The organism is Streptomyces sp. NPDC002144, assembly GCF_053593695.1.
This window is the reverse complement of the sequence record NZ_JBSFDB010000007.1, coordinates 14,362-36,054: the sequence shown is the minus strand read 5'-3', so window position 1 is coordinate 36,054 and position 21,693 is coordinate 14,362. Positions and strand designations below refer to the sequence as shown.

26 protein-coding genes and 1 tRNA gene are annotated in these 21,693 nt (G+C 70.1%); 10 read left to right on the top strand and 17 right to left on the bottom strand.

What is annotated here, in order from left to right:
• The first annotated feature begins 5 nt into the window (after nucleotides 1–5).
• Nucleotides 6–833: a pyruvate formate-lyase-activating protein gene (gene pflA, locus ACWCQ1_RS12540; protein ID WP_451026430.1), complete on the top strand. Its 828-nt coding sequence runs from the start codon at nucleotides 6–8 to the stop codon at nucleotides 831–833.
• Nucleotides 834–885: 52 nt separating this feature from the next.
• Nucleotides 886–1,062, top strand: coding sequence for a hypothetical protein (locus ACWCQ1_RS12535; protein ID WP_165954951.1), 177 nt, complete (start codon nucleotides 886–888; stop codon nucleotides 1,060–1,062).
• 52 nt (nucleotides 1,063–1,114) lie between these two features.
• Here the strand turns inward: ACWCQ1_RS12535 and mscL are convergent, their stop codons facing one another.
• The 6 genes from mscL to ACWCQ1_RS12505 all read right to left on the bottom strand — a co-directional run bounded on the left by mscL (nucleotide 1,115) and on the right by ACWCQ1_RS12505 (nucleotide 6,868).
• Complete coding sequence (gene mscL / locus ACWCQ1_RS12530) at nucleotides 1,115–1,585, bottom strand: large conductance mechanosensitive channel protein MscL (protein WP_133045840.1); 471 nt, start codon at nucleotides 1,583–1,585, stop codon at nucleotides 1,115–1,117.
• 138 nt (nucleotides 1,586–1,723) lie between these two features.
• Nucleotides 1,724–2,263 carry a CpaB family protein gene (locus ACWCQ1_RS12525; RefSeq protein ID WP_358592626.1) on the bottom strand — a complete coding sequence of 180 codons (540 nt, stop codon included), beginning with the start codon at nucleotides 2,261–2,263 and terminating at the stop codon, nucleotides 1,724–1,726.
• A 154-nt stretch (nucleotides 2,264–2,417) separates the two neighbouring features.
• On the bottom strand, nucleotides 2,418–3,251 hold the full coding sequence (locus ACWCQ1_RS12520) for an S-methyl-5'-thioadenosine phosphorylase (protein WP_133045842.1): 834 nt from the start codon (nucleotides 3,249–3,251) through the stop codon (nucleotides 2,418–2,420).
• 97 nt (nucleotides 3,252–3,348) lie between these two features.
• Nucleotides 3,349–3,657 (bottom strand): FmdB family zinc ribbon protein, encoded by a 309-nt coding sequence (locus ACWCQ1_RS12515; RefSeq protein ID WP_133045843.1) that lies wholly within the window; start codon nucleotides 3,655–3,657, stop codon nucleotides 3,349–3,351.
• Between the two features lie 67 nt (nucleotides 3,658–3,724).
• Nucleotides 3,725–5,017, bottom strand: coding sequence for an MFS transporter (locus tag ACWCQ1_RS12510; RefSeq protein ID WP_451026429.1), 1,293 nt, complete (start codon nucleotides 5,015–5,017; stop codon nucleotides 3,725–3,727).
• A gap of 315 nt (nucleotides 5,018–5,332) precedes the next feature.
• Nucleotides 5,333–6,868, bottom strand: a complete 1,536-nt coding sequence (locus tag ACWCQ1_RS12505; protein ID WP_133046013.1) for a potassium/proton antiporter — start codon at nucleotides 6,866–6,868, stop codon at nucleotides 5,333–5,335.
• Nucleotides 6,869–7,107: 239 nt separating this feature from the next.
• Here ACWCQ1_RS12505 and ACWCQ1_RS12500 point away from each other — a divergent pair, with 239 nt between their 5' ends.
• Nucleotides 7,108–9,942, top strand: a complete 2,835-nt coding sequence (locus ACWCQ1_RS12500) for a penicillin acylase family protein (RefSeq protein WP_358592634.1) — start codon at nucleotides 7,108–7,110, stop codon at nucleotides 9,940–9,942.
• A 229-nt stretch (nucleotides 9,943–10,171) separates the two neighbouring features.
• Here the strand turns inward: ACWCQ1_RS12500 and ACWCQ1_RS12495 are convergent, their stop codons facing one another.
• A complete protein-coding gene (locus ACWCQ1_RS12495) occupies nucleotides 10,172–10,756 on the bottom strand; it encodes a 5-formyltetrahydrofolate cyclo-ligase (RefSeq protein ID WP_358592636.1) in 585 nt (194 codons plus the stop codon).
• A 133-nt stretch (nucleotides 10,757–10,889) separates the two neighbouring features.
• Here ACWCQ1_RS12495 and galU point away from each other — a divergent pair, with 133 nt between their 5' ends.
• The 7 genes from galU to ACWCQ1_RS12460 all read left to right on the top strand — a co-directional run bounded on the left by galU (nucleotide 10,890) and on the right by ACWCQ1_RS12460 (nucleotide 16,683).
• On the top strand, nucleotides 10,890–11,792 hold the full coding sequence (galU, locus tag ACWCQ1_RS12490) for a UTP--glucose-1-phosphate uridylyltransferase GalU (RefSeq protein ID WP_133045847.1): 903 nt from the start codon (nucleotides 10,890–10,892) through the stop codon (nucleotides 11,790–11,792).
• A 5-nt stretch (nucleotides 11,793–11,797) separates the two neighbouring features.
• A complete protein-coding gene (gene glp / locus ACWCQ1_RS12485; protein ID WP_451026428.1) occupies nucleotides 11,798–13,120 on the top strand; it encodes a molybdotransferase-like divisome protein Glp in 1,323 nt (440 codons plus the stop codon).
• A gap of 130 nt (nucleotides 13,121–13,250) precedes the next feature.
• Nucleotides 13,251–13,763 carry a cyclic pyranopterin monophosphate synthase MoaC gene (gene moaC, locus ACWCQ1_RS12480; RefSeq protein WP_133045849.1) on the top strand — a complete coding sequence of 171 codons (513 nt, stop codon included), beginning with the start codon at nucleotides 13,251–13,253 and terminating at the stop codon, nucleotides 13,761–13,763.
• Nucleotides 13,760–14,302: a MogA/MoaB family molybdenum cofactor biosynthesis protein gene (locus ACWCQ1_RS12475; RefSeq protein WP_358592642.1), complete on the top strand. Its 543-nt coding sequence runs from the start codon at nucleotides 13,760–13,762 to the stop codon at nucleotides 14,300–14,302. Before moaC ends, ACWCQ1_RS12475 begins: the two co-directional genes overlap by 4 nt.
• A gap of 20 nt (nucleotides 14,303–14,322) precedes the next feature.
• Nucleotides 14,323–14,979, top strand: a complete 657-nt coding sequence (locus ACWCQ1_RS12470; RefSeq protein WP_207929863.1) for a GNAT family N-acetyltransferase — start codon at nucleotides 14,323–14,325, stop codon at nucleotides 14,977–14,979.
• Nucleotides 14,980–15,175: 196 nt separating this feature from the next.
• Nucleotides 15,176–16,468, top strand: coding sequence for a divisome protein SepX/GlpR (gene sepX / locus ACWCQ1_RS12465; RefSeq protein ID WP_451026427.1), 1,293 nt, complete (start codon nucleotides 15,176–15,178; stop codon nucleotides 16,466–16,468).
• Between the two features lie 141 nt (nucleotides 16,469–16,609).
• Nucleotides 16,610–16,683: transfer RNA gene (locus ACWCQ1_RS12460), tRNA-Ala, on the top strand.
• 72 nt (nucleotides 16,684–16,755) lie between these two features.
• Here ACWCQ1_RS12460 and ACWCQ1_RS12455 read toward each other — a convergent pair.
• The 10 genes from ACWCQ1_RS12455 to ACWCQ1_RS12410 all read right to left on the bottom strand — a co-directional run bounded on the left by ACWCQ1_RS12455 (nucleotide 16,756) and on the right by ACWCQ1_RS12410 (nucleotide 21,662).
• A complete protein-coding gene (locus tag ACWCQ1_RS12455) occupies nucleotides 16,756–17,988 on the bottom strand; it encodes a site-specific integrase (RefSeq protein WP_451026426.1) in 1,233 nt (410 codons plus the stop codon).
• Entirely contained in the window at nucleotides 17,976–18,185 is a 210-nt protein-coding gene (locus ACWCQ1_RS12450; protein ID WP_451026425.1) for a helix-turn-helix domain-containing protein, read from the bottom strand. The genes ACWCQ1_RS12455 and ACWCQ1_RS12450 overlap by 13 nt, the downstream gene beginning before the upstream one ends.
• Nucleotides 18,182–19,576 (bottom strand): replication initiator protein RepSA, encoded by a 1,395-nt coding sequence (repSA, locus tag ACWCQ1_RS12445; protein WP_451026424.1) that lies wholly within the window; start codon nucleotides 19,574–19,576, stop codon nucleotides 18,182–18,184. The genes ACWCQ1_RS12450 and repSA overlap by 4 nt, the downstream gene beginning before the upstream one ends.
• A gap of 4 nt (nucleotides 19,577–19,580) precedes the next feature.
• Nucleotides 19,581–19,769 carry a hypothetical protein gene (locus tag ACWCQ1_RS12440; RefSeq protein WP_451026423.1) on the bottom strand — a complete coding sequence of 63 codons (189 nt, stop codon included), beginning with the start codon at nucleotides 19,767–19,769 and terminating at the stop codon, nucleotides 19,581–19,583.
• Nucleotides 19,762–20,004 (bottom strand): hypothetical protein, encoded by a 243-nt coding sequence (locus ACWCQ1_RS12435; protein ID WP_451026422.1) that lies wholly within the window; start codon nucleotides 20,002–20,004, stop codon nucleotides 19,762–19,764. The genes ACWCQ1_RS12440 and ACWCQ1_RS12435 overlap by 8 nt, the downstream gene beginning before the upstream one ends.
• A gap of 4 nt (nucleotides 20,005–20,008) precedes the next feature.
• A complete protein-coding gene (locus ACWCQ1_RS12430) occupies nucleotides 20,009–20,194 on the bottom strand; it encodes a hypothetical protein (RefSeq protein ID WP_451026421.1) in 186 nt (61 codons plus the stop codon).
• Nucleotides 20,195–20,285: 91 nt separating this feature from the next.
• The gene (locus ACWCQ1_RS12425) at nucleotides 20,286–20,564 is read right to left on the bottom strand and encodes a hypothetical protein (protein ID WP_451026420.1); all 279 of its coding nucleotides are present in this window, start codon (nucleotides 20,562–20,564) and stop codon (nucleotides 20,286–20,288) included.
• A 15-nt stretch (nucleotides 20,565–20,579) separates the two neighbouring features.
• On the bottom strand, nucleotides 20,580–20,762 hold the full coding sequence (locus ACWCQ1_RS12420) for a mobile element transfer protein (RefSeq protein WP_451026419.1): 183 nt from the start codon (nucleotides 20,760–20,762) through the stop codon (nucleotides 20,580–20,582).
• Nucleotides 20,763–20,782: 20 nt separating this feature from the next.
• A complete protein-coding gene (locus tag ACWCQ1_RS12415; RefSeq protein WP_451026418.1) occupies nucleotides 20,783–21,418 on the bottom strand; it encodes a DUF2637 domain-containing protein in 636 nt (211 codons plus the stop codon).
• Between the two features lie 76 nt (nucleotides 21,419–21,494).
• Nucleotides 21,495–21,662: a hypothetical protein gene (locus tag ACWCQ1_RS12410; protein ID WP_451026417.1), complete on the bottom strand. Its 168-nt coding sequence runs from the start codon at nucleotides 21,660–21,662 to the stop codon at nucleotides 21,495–21,497.
• Nucleotides 21,663–21,693 lie beyond the last annotated feature (31 nt).

The following is a 21,693-nucleotide window of genomic DNA, read 5'->3' as shown; positions in this document are numbered from 1 at the left end:
GGACGATGACCGCGCTTCCTCCGACGGCGCCGACCCTGCCGACGTCGGCCCGCGGGGCCGTTGCCGCGGCGGTCACCCCGGCCGCCGCGGCCGGGCGGCGACCGGTGGTCGGTTCGGTCCACTCGTGGGACCTGTCGACCGGCGTCGACGGCCCCGGCACCCGCTTCGTCACCTTCCTGTCGGGCTGCCCGCTGACTTGCCTGTACTGCCACAACCCCGACACCTGGCGCATGCGCGACGGCAAGCGCACCACAGCCGATGAGATCCTCGCCGAGGCCGGCAAGTACACGCGGTTCATCGCGGCCGCCGGCGGCGGCGCCACCGTCAGCGGGGGTGAGCCGCTGCTCCAACCCGCCTTCACCGGCGAGTTGTTGCACCGCTTCAAGCACGAACTCGGTCTGCACACCGCGCTGGACACCTCGGGCTTCCTCGGCGTCCGCGCCACCGACGCCCTGCTGTGCGACACCGACCTGGTCCTGCTCGACATCAAGTCCTGGGACCGCACCGCCTACCGCAAGGTCACCGGCCAGCCTCTGCAGCCGACGCTCGCCTTCGCACGGCGCCTGGCCCATCTCGGCAACGAGGTCCATGTCCGCTTCGTGCTGGTACCCGGCCTCACCGACGACCCGGCCAACATCGAGGGCGTCGCCGCCTTCACCGCCTCGCTCGGCAATGTCACCCGCGTCGACGTCCTGCCCTTCCACAAGCTCGGCGAGGCCAAGTGGCAGGCGCTCGGCCGCCGCTTCGCGCTCCACGACACACCTTGTCCCACCCCCGAGCAGACCGCCCTCGCTCGGCGTATCTTCGCCGACCGTGGTCTTTACGCCGTGTGAGGCGAGGGGACGGCCGGGAGGGCTCCCGCTTTCGGGGCCGTACCCTGGAGACATGACCTCTGCCCCCGAGCCGCGCTCCCCGAAGCCCTCGCTGATCTTCGACGATCCGCTGGACCAGCAGTCCTCGGACGACACGGACCGCGGCTGGGGCGAGCGGCCGGGCACCGACGCCGATGCGGCGGCCGACCTCAAGCGCTTCCTCGACGAGAAGCCGCCCCACCACCTCTGAGTCGCGTCGGCTGCCGCCCGCCAGGCCCGCAGGGTCAGGAGGGCCGCCGTCGTTACCGTCCGCCGTACCCGGAGCCGCGCTGCGCGACCAGGGCGTCGCGGATCTCCTTGAGCACCTCCAGCTCGGTCACTTCGATCACCTCGTGCGTCCCCTCCCTGGCTTTCCTGCGGGCCTCCTGCCGCGCCAGGTACTTCGACATCGGCAGCACCATCAGGAAGTAGACGACCGCCGCGGTGATCACGAAGGTGAGGGTCGCGCCGAGAACGGAGCCCCACAGGATCCGGACGCCCGTCGCGCTGTCGCCCGTCCCGGTGCAGGGGCCCTTGAGGCAGGACGTGTAGCTGTCCAGGTTCTTGGTCCCGAACGCGCCCACAACCGGGTTGATGATCCCCTTCACCACCGAGTTGACGATGTTGGTGAACGCGGCACCGATGACGACCGCCACCGCCAGGTCGACCACGTTCCCGCGCATCAGGAAGGCCTTGAAGCCCTGCCAGACGGTCGTTTCCTTCTTCTTGCTCACCGCGGGGCCTCTCCTCGCATGCACAGGTTGTGGAACAAACAGCTCCGCAACCTACGTCAACGCTGGGCCGTTCTGTCCAACGGGGTCGCTCGATCGAAGGGCTTGACAGAAAGTCGCGCATAAAACGGGCGACGACGCTCAGCACAGTGTCACCGCCAGCCGTGCCGTCGCGCTCGCACCGGCGAGGCGTGCCGCGGTCGTACGGGGAACGGACAGCACGACCAGCGCTCCGCTGTCGGTCGCGCTCTCCAAGGGTTCCGGCACCTTCGTCACCCGCGCCCCGCGCGCGACCACGCGTGCGTCGCCACCCGTCGCCGTCTCCTGGGCGGCGATGACGTCCACCCGGTCGCCGGGCCGCAACAGTCGGACCGTGGCCGCGTCCGCGATGCGCACCGGTGCGGCCACCATCTCGACGGCGGGGCGCTTCGGTACGGGACCCGCCACCGGATGCCCGCGTGCACCGTCGCCGCTCCGCGGTCCCGCGGCCACCAGTGCGGCAGCGGTGACGGCGAGACCGGCTGCCAGGGCCCGCCTGCGGCTCCGCACGAGCCGTCGCAGTTGATGGCGCCCACCGCGCACCCGCACGGGAGCGAAATGCGGAACCTCGCATGTGGCGGGAGCGTCGGCGCCCGGCGGGTGTGGAGAAGAGGGGGAGAGGGGCGGAGTCGGAAGGGACATGGGGCATCACCACCTGCGTCGGAGAATCGGCTTGCAGGCCCACGATGAGGCTTCGAGCCGATCTCCGCCGAGGCCCGTGGACTACCGACTAGTTGTGGAAAACTCCGTCCCTCGAACGGGGAGTTCCGTACCGGAATCCCTGTCCGTCACCGCGTCACGGCAGCTCGAACCCCGGATCCATCCCGCCCAGCGCCGTCGTGCACAGGCAGTCCCGGTCCTCGTTGGCCGGCAGGGCCGCCACGGCGTCGAAGAGAACACCCCGCAGCCGGTCCACGTTCGCCGCGAAGACGCGCAGCACCTCGTCGTGCGAGACACCCTCGCCGGTCTCGGCACCCGCGTCGAGATCGGTCACCAGGGTCATCGACGTGTAGCACAGCTCCAGTTCACGGGCGAGCGCCGCCTCGGGGTGACCGGTCATGCCCACGACCGACCAGCCCTGTGCCTGGTGCCACAACGATTCCGCACGGGTCGAGAAGCGCGGTCCCTCGACCACGACCAGCGTGCCGCCATCCACGGGCTCCCAGTCCCGGCCACGTGCGGCCTTCAGCGCAGCCGCCCGCCCCACCGGGCAGTACGGGTCCGCCAGGGACACGTGCACCACGTTGGGGACGGAACCGCCGGGCAGCGGCAGCCCGTCGAAGTACGTCACCACCCGGGACTTCGTCCGGTCGACCAGCTGGTCCGGCACCAGCAGCGTGCCGGGCCCGTACTCGGGGCGCAGGCCGCCCACCGCGCAGGGCCCGAGGACCTGCCGCACGCCAAGGGACCGCAGGGCCCACAGGTTGGCCCGGTAATTGATCCGGTGAGGCGGCAGATGGTGGCCGCGTCCGTGCCGGGGCAGGAAGGCGACGCGCCGTCCGGCGACCTCGCCGAGGAAGAGGGAGTCGCTGGGAGGGCCGTACGGGGTGTCCACCTGGACTTCGGTCACGTCGTCGAGGAACGAGTAGAAGCCCGAGCCGCCGATTACACCGATTTCTGCGTTCGCCATGGCCAGCACAGTATCCGTCCCCGGCGAGGCACGGAGAACCGCCCGCGTACGCCGAGGACCCCGCCGTCGTACGACGGCAGGGTCCGGGAAGCGGTGCCTAGGCGGCGGAGCTGCTGCTGGAGGAGGTGCCGGTGCCCGAGGACTTCGAGTCCGAGGACGACGTGGACGACGACGTGGTCGATGTCGAGGTCGCCGGCTTGGACGACGACGGCGAGCTGCTCGACGAGGAGCCGCGGCTGTCGTTGCGGTAGAAGCCCGAGCCCTTGAAGACAATGCCGACCGCGGAGAACACCTTCTTCAGGCGGCCACCGCAGTTGGGGCACTCGGTCAGAGCGTCGTCGGTGAACTTCTGCACCGCCTCGAGGCCCTCGCCGCACTCGGTGCACTGGTACTGGTAGGTGGGCACTGTCTTCCTCCTGGCACTCTCACTCAATGAGTGCTAACGAGGGTCCATAGTGACGTATTCCTGAGGATCAGTCCACCGTGACCGGCACGCGGTGACCGACGCCACGCGCGACGGTCCGGCCGCGGGGGTGCGCCACGAGCCTGGATCGCAGCGCCAGGAGGGTCGCCAGCGCGAGCACTGTACCGGCCATCGGCACCAGGAACCCCGCGCCGTCCCAGAAGCGGTCCTCGAGCTGCCCGGCGACCGTGACGGCGGCCGCCTGGCCGAGCGCCACCGCTCCGGTGAGCCAGGTGAACGCCTCGGTGCGGGCACCGGCCGGAACCAGTCCCTCGACCAGCGTGTAACCGGTGATCAGCGCGGGCGCGATGCACATGCCGACGAGCAGGCCGAGGCCGGCCAGGACGAACAGGGAGTGCGCGGCCCACAGGCCGGAGGCCACCAGAGCGAGCGCGCCGTAGCCCACGACGAGGCGGCGTTGGGGCGCGGTCCTCCACGCGACGGCGCCGCAGACGATGCCGGAAAGCATGTTGCCCGCGGCGAAGACGCCGTACAGCACGCCGTTCAGTCCGGGCTCCCCGATCGACTCGCTGAACGCGGCCAGCGACACCTGCATGCCGCCGAAGACGGATCCGATGCCCAGGAATGCCACCACCAGGACGAGCACTCCGGGCACCCGCAGAGCGGACGCGTGCTCCACGCGCGCGTGCCCGGCGAGGGTGATCGCCGGCTGCGTGCCCTTCTGCGCAGCGAACAGCAGGCCGCCGAGCAGGGTGAGCCCTGCCTCCGTCACCAGGCCCGCGGCCGGAGCCACGGTGGTGCACAGGGCGGTGGCCAGCAGCGGACCGAACACGAAGGTGAGCTCGTCCGTGACGGACTCGAAGGCGGCCGCGGTGGTCATCAGGGGCGTGTCCTGCAGCTTCACGCCCCAGCGGGCGCGCACCATCGGGCCGATCTGCGGCACCGAGGCACCTGTCGGAACGGCCGCCGCGAACAGCACCCACAGGGGCGCGTGGGCGAGCGCGAGCGCCGTCAGTGACAGCCCCGCGAGCGAGTGCAGCAGCACGCCGGGGATGAGGACGGCGCGCTGCCCGTACCGGTCGGCGAGCCGGCCGCTGTAGGGCGCGAACAGGGCCATGGAGACACCCGTGGCGGCCGCGGTGGCGCCCGCGGCGCCGTACGAGCCGGTGGTGTGCTGCACGAGCAGCACGATGGAGATGGTGAGCATCGCGAACGGCTGGCGCGCCGCGAAGCCGGGAAGCAGGAACGTCCAGGCGCCGCGGGTGCGCAGCAGCTGTCCGTACCCGGGGCGGGCCGGCGCCGCCGAGTTCCTGGACGGCTCGGTGGTGACCGTGGATGCCACGGTCCGTGCCTTTCTGCCGCCTGGTAGCGCGCCCGTGCGGGGGCGCCGAGAGCTGTCCTCTTGCGCGGAACTGCGGTAGATACCGGTGTCCACTGCGGAGGACTGGCCGGCCGCCATACGGTCGCGCCAGCTCTGCGTCAGGCAGAGTTGGTTCGATCAGGGTGCGCCTTCATCCTACAGGGATCAATGGTTTGTGGGCCTGTGAAAACGAGCACCACGCGCGCGTTCACCTGTGATTGGCGCCGGTGTGAACCGTGCGAAACACGCCCTTAACGGCCCGGTGAGAGGTGTCGTGCGCGGCGCGACGGTGCGGGTTCAGCGCCCCGCGCCCGCCCCGTTCGTCCCGAGCCACCCGGCCAGCTTGCCGCCGTGCCCCACGGCGCGCAGCCGCCGCTCCGCGGCGTCGCGCACCGGATCGGTGGCGACGACCAGCAGCTCGTCGCCGCGCCGCAGCACCGTCGTCGGCATAGGAACAAACGATTTTCCTTCGCGGACGACGAGCGTGACGGCGGCTCCGGCCGGCAGCCGCAGCTCGTTGACCTCGACGCCGTGCATCTTCGAGCCCTCGGGGATCGCCACGGACAGCAGGTGTCCGCGCAGTCGCTCCAGTGGGGCCGACTCGATGCCCAGGTCCGCCGCCTCGCCGCCCTCGCCGAGGTGCAGCTTGCGGGCCAGCCACGGCAGGGTCGGCCCCTGGACGAGTGTGTAGACGGCGACGAGGACGAAGACGATGTTGAAGATGCGGCGGCTGGAGTCCACGCCCTGCACCATCGGGATCGTCGCCAGGATGATGGGCACCGCCCCGCGCAGCCCGGCCCACGACATCAGCGTCTGCTCCTGCCAGGGCACCCGGAACGGCAGCAGGCACAGCACGACGCTCAGCGGACGCGCGACCATGGTCAGCGCCAGGCCGATGACGAGGGCGGGCACGACGTCGTCCCCGAGGTCGTGCGGGGTGACCAGCAGGCCGAGCAGGACGAACATGCCGATCTGTGCGATCCAGCCGAGCCCGTCGGCGAACCCGCGCGTGGCGGGCCAGTGCGGCAGCTTCGCGTTGCCCATCATCATCGAGGCGAGGTAGACCCCCAGGAAGCCGCTGCCGTGTGCCAGCGCGCCCCCGGCGTACGCCGTCACCGCGATCGCCATGACGGCGATCGGGTAGAGGCCGGAGGCAGGCAGTGCCACGTGCCGCAGCCCCCAGGAGCCGAGCCAGCCCACCGCGAGACCGATGGCCGCACCGATGGCGAGTTCGAGAGCTATCTCGCCCAGCAGCACGTACCAGTGCTCGACCGGGCCGGCCGTGGAGAACGCCACGACCAGGATGACCACGGGAGCGTCGTTGAAGCCGGACTCGGCCTCCAGCGTGCCCGTCACGCGCGCGGGGAGGGGAATTCTGCGCAGCACCGAGAAGACCGCCGCCGCGTCCGTCGAGGAGACGACCGCGCCGATGATGAGGGCCTGCCGCCACTCCAGCCCGACCAGGTAGTGCGCGGCCGTGGCCGTGACCCCGACGCTCACCGCGACTCCGGCCAGCGCCAGCGCGGAGGCGGCGGGCAGGACCGGCCGGACCTCCTTCCACTTCGTGCCGAGACCGCCCTCGGCCAGGATCACGACGAGCGCCGCGTACCCGATGACCTGGGTGAGTTCGGCGTTGTCGAAGCGGATGTCGCCGATGCCGTCCTGGCCCATGAGGATCCCGATCGCCAGGTAAACGAGCAGGCTGGGGAGCCCGCTGCGCGAGGAGATCCGGACCGCTGCCACGGCGACGAGCAGGACGAGCGAGCAGACGAGCAGAAGCTGGTTGAGGTGGTGGACAGTCAGCGGCCGTTCCCTTCCCTGACTCACGCGCATCCCGCGCGGGAGCTCACGTACATGGGACACGAGGTCGTGGGACTCCGCATCCAAGTACTTTGTTACCTTACCTAACTCTTGACGATTTCTTGACGCTCCGCGAGGCAAGATCGAACGCCCGCTCGCGCTCGTTCCCGACACCGCGTCAAGGGGCTCGGGACCCTGCGCCTATGGTTGCTCCAGCGCTCATTCAAAGTCACAGCCCGCCTGCCGCTCGCGTTAGGACAGCAAGGACAGCGATGCCCCCCAACATCACCGCCACAACGGGTGACAAGCCCGCCAAGTCCGGCAGGAAGAAGGGGCGCAAAGCCCGACTCATCGTGCTGGTACTGGTCTTGGCCCTCATTGCGGGCGTTGCCTACGGGGCGTACTGGTCCATCAGCACCGTCCGCGCCTCCTTCCCGCAGACGACGGGTTCGATAACACTCGACGGTCTGTCAGGCCCCGTCGACGTGAAGCGCGACAGTTACGGCATCCCGCAGATCTACGCCTCCTCGGACGAGGATCTGTTCATGGCGCAGGGCTACGTCCAGGCGCAGGACCGGTTCTACGAGATGGACGTACGCCGCCACATGACCGCCGGGCGCCTGTCGGAGATGTTCGGCAAGAGCCAGGTCAAGAACGACGAGTTCCTGCGCACCCTGGGCTGGGACCGGGTGGCCCGCCAGGAGTACGACACCAAGCTGTCGGCCTCCACGAAGAAGTACCTCCAGGCCTACGCCAAGGGAGTCAACGCCTACCTGCAGGGCAAGGACGGCAAGGACATCTCCCTCGAGTACGCGGCCCTGGGCTTCACCAACGACTACAAGCCGGGGAAGTGGACCCCGGTCGACTCGGTCTCGTGGCTGAAGGCGATGGCCTGGGACCTGCGCGGCAACATGCAGGACGAGATCGACCGCGCCCTGATGACCAGCCGCCTCGGCCCCAAGCAGATCGCCGACCTGTACCCGGACTACCCGTACAGCCGCAACAAGGCGATCGTCCAGGAGGGCCAGTACAACGACCTCACCAAGGCGTTCGAACAGAACGGCAGCTCGTCCACCAGCGGAACGTCCACGACCGGAACGTCCACCAGCGGGACGTCGGCCGGCGGAACCTCCACCAGCGGAACCTCCACCAGCGGAACCTCCACGAGCGGCTCCACGGGCGTTTCCGCCTCGACGGCGTCCTCGGCGCTGCAGAGCCAGCTTTCGGGCCTCTACAAGGTCCTGGACGACGTTCCCGCCGCCGTGGGCGTGAACGGCCAGGGCATCGGATCCAACTCGTGGGTCGTCTCCGGGGATCACACCATCACCGGCCACCCCCTGCTCGCCAACGACCCGCACCTGTCGGCCTCGCTGCCGTCCGTCTGGTACCAGATGGGCCTGCACTGCCGGACCGTCTCCAGCAAGTGCCAGTACGACGTCACCGGTTACACCTTCGCGGGCATGCCCGGCGTGGTCATCGGCCACAACCAGAACATCGCCTGGGGCATGACCAACTCCGGCGTCGACGTCACCGACCTCTACCTGGAGAAGCTCACCGGCGACGGCTACCTCTACGACGGCACGGTGAAGCCCTTCAAGACCCGCACGGAGACCATCAAGGTCGCCGGCGGCGCCTCCAAACAGATCATCGTCCGCCAGACCGCCGACGGCATGCCGCTGCTGTCCGACCGGGACGACGAGCTCGTCAAGGTCGGCAGGAAGGCCACCGTCGACACCGCCGCTCCCGACCGCGGCGACGGTTACGGCGTCGCGTTGCGCTGGACCGCGCTGGACCCGGGCACCTCCATGGACGCCGTCTTCGCCATGGACAAGGCCTCGAACTGGAGCGGCTTCCGTTCCGCCGCCGCCCTGTTCGACGTGCCCTCGCAGAACCTGGTCTACGCCGACAAGGACAACATCGGCTACACGCTGCCGGGAAAGATCCCCACGCGCGCGAAGAAGGACGACGGCTCGATCCCCGCGCCGGGCTGGGACTCCGGCTACAAGTGGACCGGGTTCATCCCCCAGAAGGCGCTGCCCTACGAGTTCAACCCGAAGCGCGGCTACATCGTCACCGCCAACCAGGCGGTGGTCGACCCGGACAAGTACCCCTACACGCTCACCACGGACTGGGGGTACGGCACCCGCAGCCAGCGCATCACCGACCTGATCGAGTCGAAGATCAAGGACGGCGGCAAGATCTCCACGGACGACATGCGCCAGATGCAGCTCGACAACAGCAGTGAGATCGCCAAACTGCTCGTGCCTAAACTGCTGAAGATCGACATCAGTGACAAGAACGTCCGCGAGGCGCAGCAGCTGCTTGAAGGCTGGGACTACACCCAGGACGCCGACTCGGCCGCGGCCGCCTACTTCAACGCCGTCTGGCGCAACATCCTCAAGCTGGCGTTCGGCAACAAGCTGCCCAAGGAACTGCGTGTCGAGGGCCAGTGCCTGTGGGTCGACCCGGTCAACACCACCGGCCCCGCGGACGAGACCAACAAGGTCCGCGAGTGCGGCCAGCGCGACGCCGACCAGGCGCAGCCGGACGGTGGCGATCGCTGGTTCGAGGTCGTGCGCACCCTGATGAACGACCCGAAGAGCGACTGGTGGACCACGCCCAAGTCGCTCACCCGGCCTGGGGCGCAGAACAACCGTGACGACCTGTTCAAGCGCGCCTTGATCGACGCCCGCTGGGAGCTCACCGCCAAGCTGGGTAAGGACATAGACACGTGGAGCTGGGGCCGGCTGCACCGCCTGTTCCTGAAGAACCAGACCCTCGGCACCGACGGCCCCGGTTTCCTGCAGTACATCCTCAACCGCGGCCCCTGGAAGCTCAGCGGCGGCGAGGCGACGGTCAACGCCACCGGCTGGAACGCGGCCGGCGGATACGGCGTGGTGTGGGTCCCGTCGATGCGCATGGTGGTCAACCTCGACGACCTCGACAAGTCGAAGTGGATCAACCTCACCGGAGCCTCCGGGCACGCCTTCAGCGCCCACTACACCGACCAGACCGGCAAGTGGGCCGACGGCGAACTCCTCGACTGGAACTTCTCCGACAGGGCCGTCGACAAGAACACGAGCGACACGCTGGTGCTGAAGCCATGAGGCCGAGCCTCCGGCCATGAGCCACGGAAAGGGGTCCTCCACGCACGCGTGGAGGACCCCTTTCCGTATGTGCCGGCGTCTGCGGGTGCGGACGGCGCCGACGGTGCGCGGAGCGCGCGGGCACGGCAGGAGGGCGGGGGCACGGCAGCTGGGCGCGAGGCGCTGCTTGGGCGCGGGGCGTATCGGCGAGCGCGGGGCGCGTGATGATCGGCGCGCGCCCCTCCCCGGTTCACGCGCCGCTGGGGAAGCGGCGTACGCCCGACGGTGTCACCACGGCGTGCACCGGCCGGTCGTGCGCCTCGGACGGGACGCGCTCGACGACCTCCGAATCGTACAGCAGCACCACCAGCGCCGGATGTGCGCCCGCGCCCTCCAGACGCGCGAGGACGCGGTCGTACGACCCCCCGCCGCGCCCCAGCCGCATCCCGCGCGCATCCACCGCCAGCCCCGGCAACAGCACCACGTCGGCTCCGGCCACGGCGTCCGGGCCGAGACGCTCGCCGGTCGGCTCGAAGAGGGCCATCTTTCCGCCGTGTTGGACACGCGCCAGGGAGCCCTCGCCGGTGTACGCGCCCCAGTCCAGGTCGTTGTCCGGCAGGAGCGCCGGGAGCAGGACCCGCACGCCCCGCGCGCACAGCGCGTCCAAGAGCGCGAGGGTGCCCGGCTCGCTCTCCACGGAGACGTACCCCGCCACCGTGCGCGCCCGCGCCAGTTCGGGCAGCCCGAGGGCGCGGCCGGCCAGCGCCTCGGCGGCCTCCCGCACGTCATCCGCCGTCAATCTGTTTCTCACCGCGAGGAACTCTCGCCGCAACATTCGCTTGTCAGACTCGGCAGCATGTCCGGCGTGATTCACTGATCGCACCCCGTACCCTTCCAATCCGCTCATATGAGAGCTAATTAACCGGAGTCGCGGATTCCCCGCAAAGGCACCGGATAAGGTTGCGGGCATGACTCAGTCCCACCCCAGGATCACCAAGGCTGTCATTCCCGCAGCCGGCCTCGGCACCCGGTTCCTGCCGGCCACCAAGGCCACTCCCAAGGAGATGCTGCCGGTCGTCGACAAGCCCGCGATCCAGTATGTGGTCGAGGAGGCCGTGGCCGCGGGTCTCGACGACGTCCTCATGGTCACCGGCCGCAACAAGCGCCCGCTCGAGGACCACTTCGACCGCAACTACGAGCTGGAGTCGGCCCTTCAGAAGAAGGGCGACGCCGGCCGTCTCGCCAAGGTCCAGGCATCCAGCGACCTGGCCACCATGCACTACGTGCGGCAGGGCGACCCCAAGGGGCTGGGTCACGCCGTGCTGTGCGCCGCTCCACACGTGGGCGACGAACCCTTCGCCGTCCTGCTCGGCGACGACCTCATCGACCCGCGCGACCCCCTGCTCGCGCGCATGGTCGAGGTGCAGGAGCAGCACGGCGGCAGCGTCATCGCGCTCATGGAGGTCGCGCCGGAGCAGATCCACCTCTACGGATGCGCGGCCGTGGAGACCACCGAGGACGGCGACGTCGTCAAGGTGACCGGACTGGTCGAGAAGCCCGACCCGGTCGACGCGCCGTCGAATTACGCGATCATCGGCCGCTACGTCCTCGACCCGCACATCTTCGAGATACTGCGCAAGACCGAGCCGGGCCGCGGCGGGGAGATCCAGCTCACCGACGCCCTCCAGCAGCTCGCGCAGGACGAGAAGGTCGGCGGCCCGGTGCACGGCGTGGTCTTCACGGGCCGCCGCTATGACACCGGCGACCGCGGTGACTATCTGCGTGCCATTGTCAGACTCGCGTGCGAACGTGAAGACCTGGGCCCGGACTTCCGGACCTGGCTTCGCAGTTACGTAGCCGAGGAGATGTAGCAACGTTGAGCAGCGCCGCGCCCCGCACCACCGGCCCGGACCACCTGTGGTCGGTGGACGAGCACATGGAGGACATCCTCACCACCGTCCGCCCCCTGGAACCCATCGAGCTGCAGCTCCTCGACGCCCAGGGCTGCGTCCTGGTCGAGGACGTCACGGTGCCGCTGTCGCTGCCGCCGTTCGACAACAGCTCCATGGACGGGTACGCGGTACGGGTCGCGGACGTCGCGGGCGCGAGTGAGGAGTTCCCGGCGGTGCTGGACGTCGTCGGGGACGTCGCGGCGGGCCAGGCCGAGCTGCTCCACGTGGGGCCCGGCCAGGCCGCCCGCATCATGACCGGCGCCCCGTTGCCGCCCGGCGCCGAGACCGTCGTCCCCGTCGAGTGGACCGACGGGGGCCTCGGCGAGGGCCCGGTCGCCGGGATGCGCGCCCGCAGCCTCGGCCCCGAGGGCGCCGAGGGGCACGTGCACGTGTACCGGTCGGCCGACGCACGCGCGCACGTGCGCGCCAAGGGCAGCGACGTGCAGGCCGGGGACCGAGCCCTCGAGGCCGGCACCGTCCTCGGGCCACCGCAGATCGCCCTGCTCGCCGCCATCGGCCGTGGCACGGTTCGCGTGCGCCCGCGCCCGCGCGTGGTCGTCGTCTCCACCGGCAGCGAACTCGTCCAGCCCGACGAGGAACTGGGCAGCGGCCAGATCTACGACTCCAACAGCTTCGCTCTCACCGCCGCCGCCCGCGACGCCGGCGCCATCGCCTACCGCGTGGGCGCCGTCGCCGACGACGCCGAGACCCTGCGCGCCACCATCGAGGACCAGCTCGTGCGCGCCGACCTCATGGTCACCACGGGTGGCGTGAGCGTCGGGGCGTACGACGTCGTCAAGGAAGCCCTGTCGTACGTCGGCGACGAGGACGAGGCGGGCGGCGGCATCGAGTTCCGCAAGCTCGCCATGCAGCCCGGCAAACCCCAGGGCTTCGGCACCATCGGCCCCGACCACGTTCCGCTGCTCGCCCTCCCGGGCAACCCCGTCTCGTCGTACGTCTCCTTCGAGCTGTTCGTCCGCCCCGCGATCCGCACCCTTATGGGGCTCGACGACGTCCACCGGCCGCGCACGAGGGCCACTCTCACCACCGGCAAGGCGCTGACCTCGCCGAAGGGCCGCAGACAGTTCCTGCGGGGCACGTATGCCGACGGCTCCGTCAGTCCCGTCGGCGGCGCCGGATCGCACCTGGTCGCGGCCCTCGCGCACGCCGACGCGTTGATCGTCGTACCCGAGGACGTGGAGTCCGTCGAGCCCGGCAGCGAGGTCGAGGTCGTACTGCTCGGCTGACCCACGCGCGCGTGGGCCGCTCATGGGGACGGTCCTGCTCCTTCGTCCGCGCCGATTTGGCGTACCGTGTCGCGCACAGCAGGCCCACGCGCCGCACCGCGAGGGGCCCGGACCGGGAGCGCCACACACCATGACCGTGCCTTCCCGGGGGGAGACCCCCGGACCGTCTGTGCAGGACCGCCTGACACACATCGACGAGGCGGGCGCCGCCCGCATGGTCGACGTGTCCGGCAAGGACGTGACCGCGCGCACCGCCCGCGCCAGCGGCCGGGTCCTCGTCTCACCACGCGTGATCGAACTGCTGCGCGGTGAGGGAGTGCCCAAGGGAGACGCCCTCGCCACCGCGCGCATCGCCGGGATCATGGGCGCCAAGCGCACCCCGGATCTCATCCCGCTGTGCCATCCGTTGTCGGTGTCCGGTGTGAAACTGGATCTGTCGGTCGCGGACGACGCCGTGGAGATCCGGGCCACCGTGAAGACCACGGACCGCACGGGCGTCGAGATGGAGGCCCTGACCGCCGTCTCCGTCGCCGCGCTCACCGTGATCGACATGGTCAAGGCGGTCGACAAGGGAGCGGTCATCACGGACGTGCGCGTGGAGGAGAAGACGGGCGGCAAGTCGGGCCATTGGAGCCGGACATGACGCTCGATGCCGGGATCGGCGGTGCGCTGCTCGCCCCGTACAGCGCGCTCGTCGTCACGGCCTCCAACCGTGCCGCCGCCGGTGTCTACGAGGACAAGGGCGGCCCGCTGATCGCCGAGGGACTCAAGCGCTTCGGGTTCGCCGTCGACGGCCCGCAGATCGTCCCCGACGGCGACCCCGTGGAGGCCGCCCTGCGCGCGGGCGCCGATGCCGGCTACGACGTGATCGTGACCACCGGCGGCACCGGCATCTCGCCCACCGACCGCACCCCCGAGGCGACGCGCAAGGTGATCGACTACGAGGTGCCGGGCATCGCGGAGGCCGTCAGGGCGTTCGGACGGGAGAAGGTGCCGACCGCCGCGCTCTCCCGGGGCCTGGCCGGGGTCGCGGGGCGCACGCTGATCGTCAACCTGCCGGGTTCCACCGGCGGGGTCCGGGACGGGCTGGCCGTCCTGGAACCCCTGCTGGTCCACGCCGTCGACCAGATCCGCGGCGGCGACCACCCCAGACCAGGCTCCACCAGTGGGGGTGCGAGCTGAACAGCCCATCCTGGCCCGTCGTGCTGACGGACGGCGACATCGTCCTGAGGCCGATAAAACTGCGCGACCAGCGGGCGTGGCGCGAGGTCAACCGGCGCAACCGGGACTGGCTGCGCCCCTGGGAGGCGACCATTCCGCCGCCCACGCCCAGCGGCCCGATAGCGCACCGGCCGACCTACCGTCAGATGGTCCGGCACCTGCGCTCGGAAGCGAACGCGGGCCGGATGCTGCCGTTCGTCATCGAGTACCAAGGGCGGCTCGTCGGGCAGTTGACGGTCGCCGGCATCACCTGGGGCTCGATGTGTTCCGGGCACATCGGTTACTGGGTGGACGAGGCGGTGGCCGGCCGCGGAGTCATGCCGACGTCCGTGGCACTTGTCGTTGACCACTGTTTCCGGGCCGTCGGTCTGCACCGCATCGAGGTCTGCATTCGCCCCGAGAACGGGCCGAGCCGACGGGTCGTGGAGAAACTCGGATTCCGCGAGGAGGGACTCAGGCCGCGTTATCTCCACATCGACGGAGCCTGGCGCGACCATCTCGTGTTCGCGCTCACCGCGGAAGAGGTCCCGGACGGGTTGCTCAGCCGTTGGAAGCGGGCAGCCTCCCAGCGGGCCTCGCAGGACGCGCCCCGCACGACCCACCGGAACGCCCACAACACTCCGGGGAATCCCGCATAGTCGGCCCAGGCGCCGAGGTAATTGAATACTTGTTCGAAAATGATCGCACGGTGACCGTCTCGAAGCATTAAATTCGCGCCTCGGCGGGCGGCTGATCGCATCGGTCGCAAAAAAAGTTCGAAATATCAGCCAGATCGTGCGACACACCGGCCCAATTGGCAGATGGCCTCACGCAAACCCCTCTACCGTGTGAAGCGTGAGCAGCAGCGGCCTCATCTACGCAGTCATTGTCGGGGCCTGGGCCGCCTACTTGGTGCCGATGTGGCTCCGTAGGCAGGACGAGCTGAACGAGGCCCGTCCGACGGAACGCTTCAGCACCGCCATCCGGTTGCTGTCCGGACGAGCGGGCATGGAGCGTCGGTACGCCAGGGACCTGCGCGCGCGCTCCACCGAAGAGGGGGAGCCCGGCGCGGACGCTCCGGACGCGATCACCGACTCGGTGGACGTCCGGGCCTTCGTCATGCCTCCGACGCGCCCGCAGGCGCGCGCGGACGTGCAGGCGCAGGCGTCGGGGCGTGCGCAACCGGTGCGCGACAAGTCCGACGCGCCGGCGCCCGGATCAAGTTCCGCGCCCGCGCGCGCGGCCTCCACGAACCACCGAGCCGGCGACTCCGTGCCGGCGGCCGCAGCAGGCACCGCTCCGGCGCGCGGATCCCATTCCGCGTCGGCGCGGAAGCGAGTGCCGGGCGCACGCCGCACGCCCTCGCAGGAAGCCGCCGCCGCCCGCGCCCGGCGTACGAAGGTGCTCGCGCGCCGTCGGCGCACCACCGTGATGCTCTTCCTCGCCTTCACGCTCGGCACGATCGTCGCCGCCGTCGGAGGCCTCGCGTTCCTGTGGGCACCCGGCGTTCCCGCCGTACTGCTCAGCGGCTACATCGCCTACCTGCGCGCCCAGGAGCGCCGGCGCTTCGCCTTCCAGATGGACCGGCGCCGGGCCGAGGCCGCCGCGCAGCGCCTGCGCGAGCGCGCCCGCCAACCGCGCCGCCGCCCCACCGTCGAGTCACAGGTCGACGAGCCCGAGGAGGGCCCGGAGTCCGAGGCCGACCCCGGGCTGTCCGCGCTCGCCGCCGACCGGCGCGCCCTCGTCGAGCAGACCGACCACGCCGAGTGGGTCGACCAGCAGCGCGAGCGGCAGCGGCGGCCGGGGCACGGGGACAGCTGGGATCCGGTGCCGGTGCCGTTGCCGACGTACGTGACCGCGCCGGTCGCTCCGCGGGCGACCGCGGACGTGGACCTCGGGGCGCCGGACGCGTGGAGCTCGGCGCGGTCGAGTTCCGTGGCCCGGGACCAGGAGACGCAGGACGCCGGCGCGGCCGAACGCCGGGACGGCGCGGAGGCGCCGGAGGCCGACGCGGAGGAGAGGGCCGAGGACGACGGGCGCAGTGACGCCCGCCGGGCGGCCTCCGCGCGGCGGGCGCGGGAGCGGGGACGTACGCCGTTGTTCGACCAGTACGAGGACGGGGACCGGCCGAAGGCCGCCAACGAGTAGCCCACGGCCCCGAGCCGTCTCCTCCCCTCGGCCTCTCGCGGCGTCTCCCGCCCGTCCCACCTGTGACGCTGCCGTCCCCGCCCGCCCGGGAACGGATTTCCAAGCACGCGGATCGGGGTGCTAGAGTTTCACTCGTTGCAAGGGCCTGTGGCGCAGTCCGGTAGCGCACCTCGTTCGCATCGAGGGGGCCAGGGGTTCAAATCCCCTCAGGTCCACGCAGCTCAAAGCCCCTACTGGCGATCACCAGTAGGGGCTTTGGCATGCCGTACAGCAGCGAAGTACAGCAACTACTTTGGATCTTGCTTCCCAAGGTGCTTGCCGAGCTTGCGAAGTGCCCGCCGGGTCGACTCCGACGGCACGTGCGTGTAGACCTCCATCGTCACCGCGATCTTGCTGTGACGAAGGATCTGCATCGCGACCCGAGGGTGCACGTCCAGGGCGGCGAGCAGTGAGCCGCACGTGTGCCGGGTGTCGTGCAGGCGGATGCGACGGACACCGGCACGGCTCGACCGCGCGACGAACAGCCGGTTGAAGTTCCGGGGTTCGTACGGCGTCCCGTAGCGCGTTGTGAAGACGAAGTCCGACTCGGTCCACAGCTCGCCGGCGGCCTTCTTCGTCAACTCCTGCTCCTTCAGGCGGAGTTGCAGAGCAGTGACGCAGATCTCCGGCAGGGGGAGCGTGGCCGTGGATGCCTCAGTCTTGGTCTCATCGTGGACCAGGCGTCGGTTGATCCGCTGTAGCTGCATCTGCACCGTGATCTCTCCAGCGTCCAGGTTCACATTCTCCCAGGTCAGACCCAGCACCTCACCACGCCGGAAGCCGAGCACCAGAATGAGCACGTAGGCCGCGTACAGCGGGTCACGGGCGGTGTTGGCCGCTTCGAGGAACTGCCGAGCCTCTTCGACGGACCACGGATGCCGCTTCTTCTTCCGCGCCGATCGCACCTTGACGAGGCCCGCGACGTTCTTCGAGATCAGTTCCTCCGTCATGGCGTTGGTCAGGGCCGATCGCAGGACCGCACGAGCATCCTGCACCGTACGGCGCGACGGGATGCGCTCGCAGCACTCGCCGACGGCGCAGCAACGGGGCGTCTCGCGCTTCGCATCGAGGCCCTGAGCGCAGCACTGGCACTGTTCCAGGAGGGTGTTCACCCAGTTGCGCACGTCCCGCACGGTGAGCTTGTCGAGCCGATTCAAGCCCAGTCCCGGCACGATGTAGAGGCGGACGTGCATCGCGTAGGTCTCCGCCGTCTTGGGCTTCAGATCAGGCTCTACGACCTCCTTGAGCCACCGCGCGAGGTACTGCGCGAGGGTCGGTGTCGACGTGACGACCGGCCCCTCCTTGGCCTCAGCGTGCAACTTGATCCACTTGTTGTGAACCTCTTCACGGGTCTTGCCGTAGACGTACTTGCGCTTGCGGTTGCCCTCAGGGGTGGTGACCCAGACGTACGCAGCGAAGCCGTTCTTGTAGGGGTAGATGGACCCTTCGCCGTTTCCGCGCTTGCCGCTCATGCCGACCACTCCCGTTCGGCTTCCTGCGCGCGGCGTTCGACGTACTCATCCACGTAGCGGGGGAGTATGCGGCGGTTACGACCGTCCTTGATCGAGCGGATCTGCCCGGTCAAGACCAGCATCTTGGTCTTCGAGAGGCCGTAGCCGAGCATCTCGGCAACCTCTGCGGTGGTGTACCACTTGCGCGTGATCACAGCCGTCGTCATGCTGCGACTTCCTCCCATTCGAGTTCGTCTTGCAGGGCTTCACGTGCGGTTTCGCGGTTGTGCTGGATGTCGCGGCGGATGTTGGCGGCGAGCCAGGATTCGCCGGGGGTGTAGCCATGGCCGGCGTAGGTCCAGTGGGCGAGGGTGAGCGTGGTTGCCTCCGGGTTGTCCTCGGGGTCGGGCAGACCGAGCGCTTGGCGTTGTTGGGCGGCGCGGTAGTCGGCGCGGACCTGGCGTAAGGCGCCCAACGTGGTCGAGTAGCGGCGGGACTTGGTGGAGAAGTGGCCGCGGAAGCCGAGCATGTGAGCCCAGTCCCGTAACTTCCGGTCGGGATAGAGCGCGTGCAGGTCGAGGCACGCGGCGATGAGCCGGGCGGGGTGGTCGGGCACGTCGAGCAGGACCAGGGCCTCTTTGTTGCCGATCCGGCGATCCACGGTGCCGGTGGTCTCGGCTGCCTTGGTGGCGTACTTGGCGACGTAGGAGGCGACCGCCTGCTCGGTGATCTCCTCGCCGTGGCCGAAGGCGCCGATCGGCTGGACGTCGAGCTGTGTGCCCCACCGCAGCGTGCGCGCCGGCTCATCGCCCGCCGGAGGCACGTCGACCGCGACGCGAGCGGCAGCGGCCCGGATCGCGTCGGTGAGCAGGTCGAGGGTGGCCCACGCCGGGGGCGGACTGTCGGGACCCTCAGGGCCGTCGAAGCGGATCACCGCGTGGAAATGCACGGCCCCACGCTTCTGGTACTCGGCGACCTTGCCGAAGGAGACCCGCGACTGTTCCTGGGCCGCCTTCTGCGTGAGGCCGGCACGCTTGGCGATCTCGCGGCGCAGGTAGATGGTGAAGTAGCGCCACAGCTCGGATGCGTGGTTGTTCCACAGCACCGCGCCCGCGTAGTCGTACGACTCGGGATCGAGCGGGGTGCCGAGTTCAGGCGCGTCCTCGCCGTGCCGGATGCCGCAGCGGCAGGGCCGGGTGCCGGGCCGGTTGTGGACGGGGCCGAACGAGGGCGCGGTCAGGGTGGCGAAGACCCGAGGGTGATCCCGGATGGTGTGCGGGGTGCCCTTGGCGGGGTCGCCGACGAGGCCGGCGCGGATGAGGTGGTAGGTGTCTCCGGCGTAGGTCCAGGCGCAGGCCGGGCAGCGGGAGGCACGGCGGTTGCCGCAGGCGATGCGGAGCATGCCGCCCGGCTCGGTGTCCGTGGAGTAGGCGTGCAGCACGGTCTTCGTGGCGGGGTCGATCGTCTTCGTGCCGCCGATGAGGCGGATCGGGTCGGAGCAGCCGCCCGTGCGTTTGATCTGTTCTTGCCAGCGGTCGAAGTCGGCCCGATTGGCCACCCTCAGCACGTCGGCGAGGGTGGCCGCATCGAGGCCCGCCAGGGTGGCGGCGTCGGTCACTTGGTCACCTCCGGTTGTGGGCGGGGCCGTGGTTGGCGGTGTAGCCCTCGACCAGTGCTTTGACCTGGGCGTCACCCTTGGCGGTGGCGGAGGCGCCGCAGTGGCAGACCGCCGAGGCGGTGGCGGGGGCATTCGGGGACGGCTTGCTGACGTGGAGGCCGGGACGCTCCGGGGTCGGGGTGAGGTCAGCCACGGCTGGTCACCTCCGCCGTGTCGGCAGCCATGGCGTCCAGGGCTCCGGCGGCTTCGATGGCAGCAGCGGCGAGGGCGCGCAGGGCTTCAGAGGTGCCGAGAGGGGCCATCAGCGCCAGCTCGACGAAGTCACCGCCGATGCGGAGGCAGACGAAGGGGTTGGCGCGGTCGGCGAACGGGGTGACCCGGAAACGGGTGTCCGGCTCGATGTGGGCGGAGGTGGTCAGGCTCTTCACGTCGTCACCTCCCGGCCGGGGCGAGCACGGCGGGGGTGGGGAGAGCGTGGCCGGTGCCGTCGCAGACGTGGCAGACGACGCGGAGCAGGACGCGGGAGCCGTCGCGATGGCGGGTGCCGGTGGTGATGGAGACGACGGGGAAGCCGTCGCAGTGGTAGCAGACCGGACGGTTCGGAGTGTGGACAGGCATGATGGACGGAGCCCTTTCGGATCAGTGATCTGGGAGTGGTGGAGCCGTCCGGGGCGGGAGTTCTTTGGCGAGAGACCCGCCCCGGAGGGCGTTATGTGTGCTTGCTGCGGTTGATCGTGTAGCTGATCCCGCCACTGGCGGAGATGACTGCGACCGCAGCGGCGGCGATGATGTGGACGACGAAGGCGAGCACGAGCAGCACGGTCACGGCGCCGGCGGTGATGACCAGGGTCAGCACGATCGGGCCCGTGTAGGAGCGCGGGGCTTCCTGGACGATCACGACCTTGTGCACGTCCGAGCCGGGCGGCAGGCGCCGGTAAAGGTCGGCCGGAATGTGCCCGGCGCGCAACTGGTCTTCGGGTAACTGCATCGAACGGCCCTCCCCTCACGCGCACTTGTGGGTGCGGGCGGCGAGTTCGGCGGCCGACCGGTCACCGTGCTCGGTGGAGAAGCCGCAGTTCGGGGCGGTGCATGCGGCGGTGTGCTTGGTCTGGCCACGGCCGTTGTTGAACGTGCCGACCTTGACCGGTCCGATACGGATCACGTTGTAGAAGCGGTTCGGACGCACGGGCTGAACCTCCTTGTCTGTTAAGCGAGTTGGGCGACGATCGCGCCGGCGAGGTCTTCCGGGATGCCCAGGCGAGTGCGCAGGGTCGCGGTGTCGATCTCGGATCCGGTGCGGGTGCGGTGCTCGGTGGCGACCTTCCGCGCGTGGTCGATCAGCGCCGGAGGCACGGACGGGACCTTCGCTTCCGGCAGGGCCGGGGCGGGCTCCGGTGTGGCGATCTCCGGTGCCGATGTGGGCGGTTCGGGCCGCGCGACGACCGGCGCCGACTCGGCTACGGGCTCCGGGGCGGTTGCCGGGGTGTGGGGTGCGTGGGCGAGCAGGGTGCCGCCCAGGAAGGCGAGGGCGGGCCAGCCTGCGACGCCGAGGCGGAGCAGGGCGGGCGGGTGGTCGAGGTCGAGGAAGCCGGCCGTGGCGACGTTGGCGCCGAGCGAGGCGACCAGGGCGACCAGGAACCAGCACCAGGCCAGACGCGAACGGTTGGCGCGCAGGCGTCGCCAGGCGGCGACCATCAGCAGGTCGACCGAGATCGGGTAGGCCCAGGCTTTCCAGCCGGTTTGTCCGGCCGCTTGGGCGAGGTCGTGCAGGTGGGCGAAGGACAGCGCACCGGCGATCACGGCCTGTACGAGAACGGCGTCCGGGCGGATCGAGCGGGACACGACTCTTCACCTCCTTCGCGGGGATCGGGCCGGGGCGGGGCGGGGAGCGATGTCCGGCCGCCCGGCCCCAGGCAGTTCATTGATCGGCGGGGATCTCGCCGGCGCCCAGGCAGTTCAGGCAGATGCCGGTCTGCTGGCCGACGTTGCGCTGTTTGCGGCCGACGCGGACGGTGCGGGAGACCTCACCGGTGCCCTTGCAGGGCTCACACGGTGTGACCTTGGGCTTTGCGGTCTTGCGTGCCATGGACGGTCTCCGTTCCGGTTTTCGGCATGGC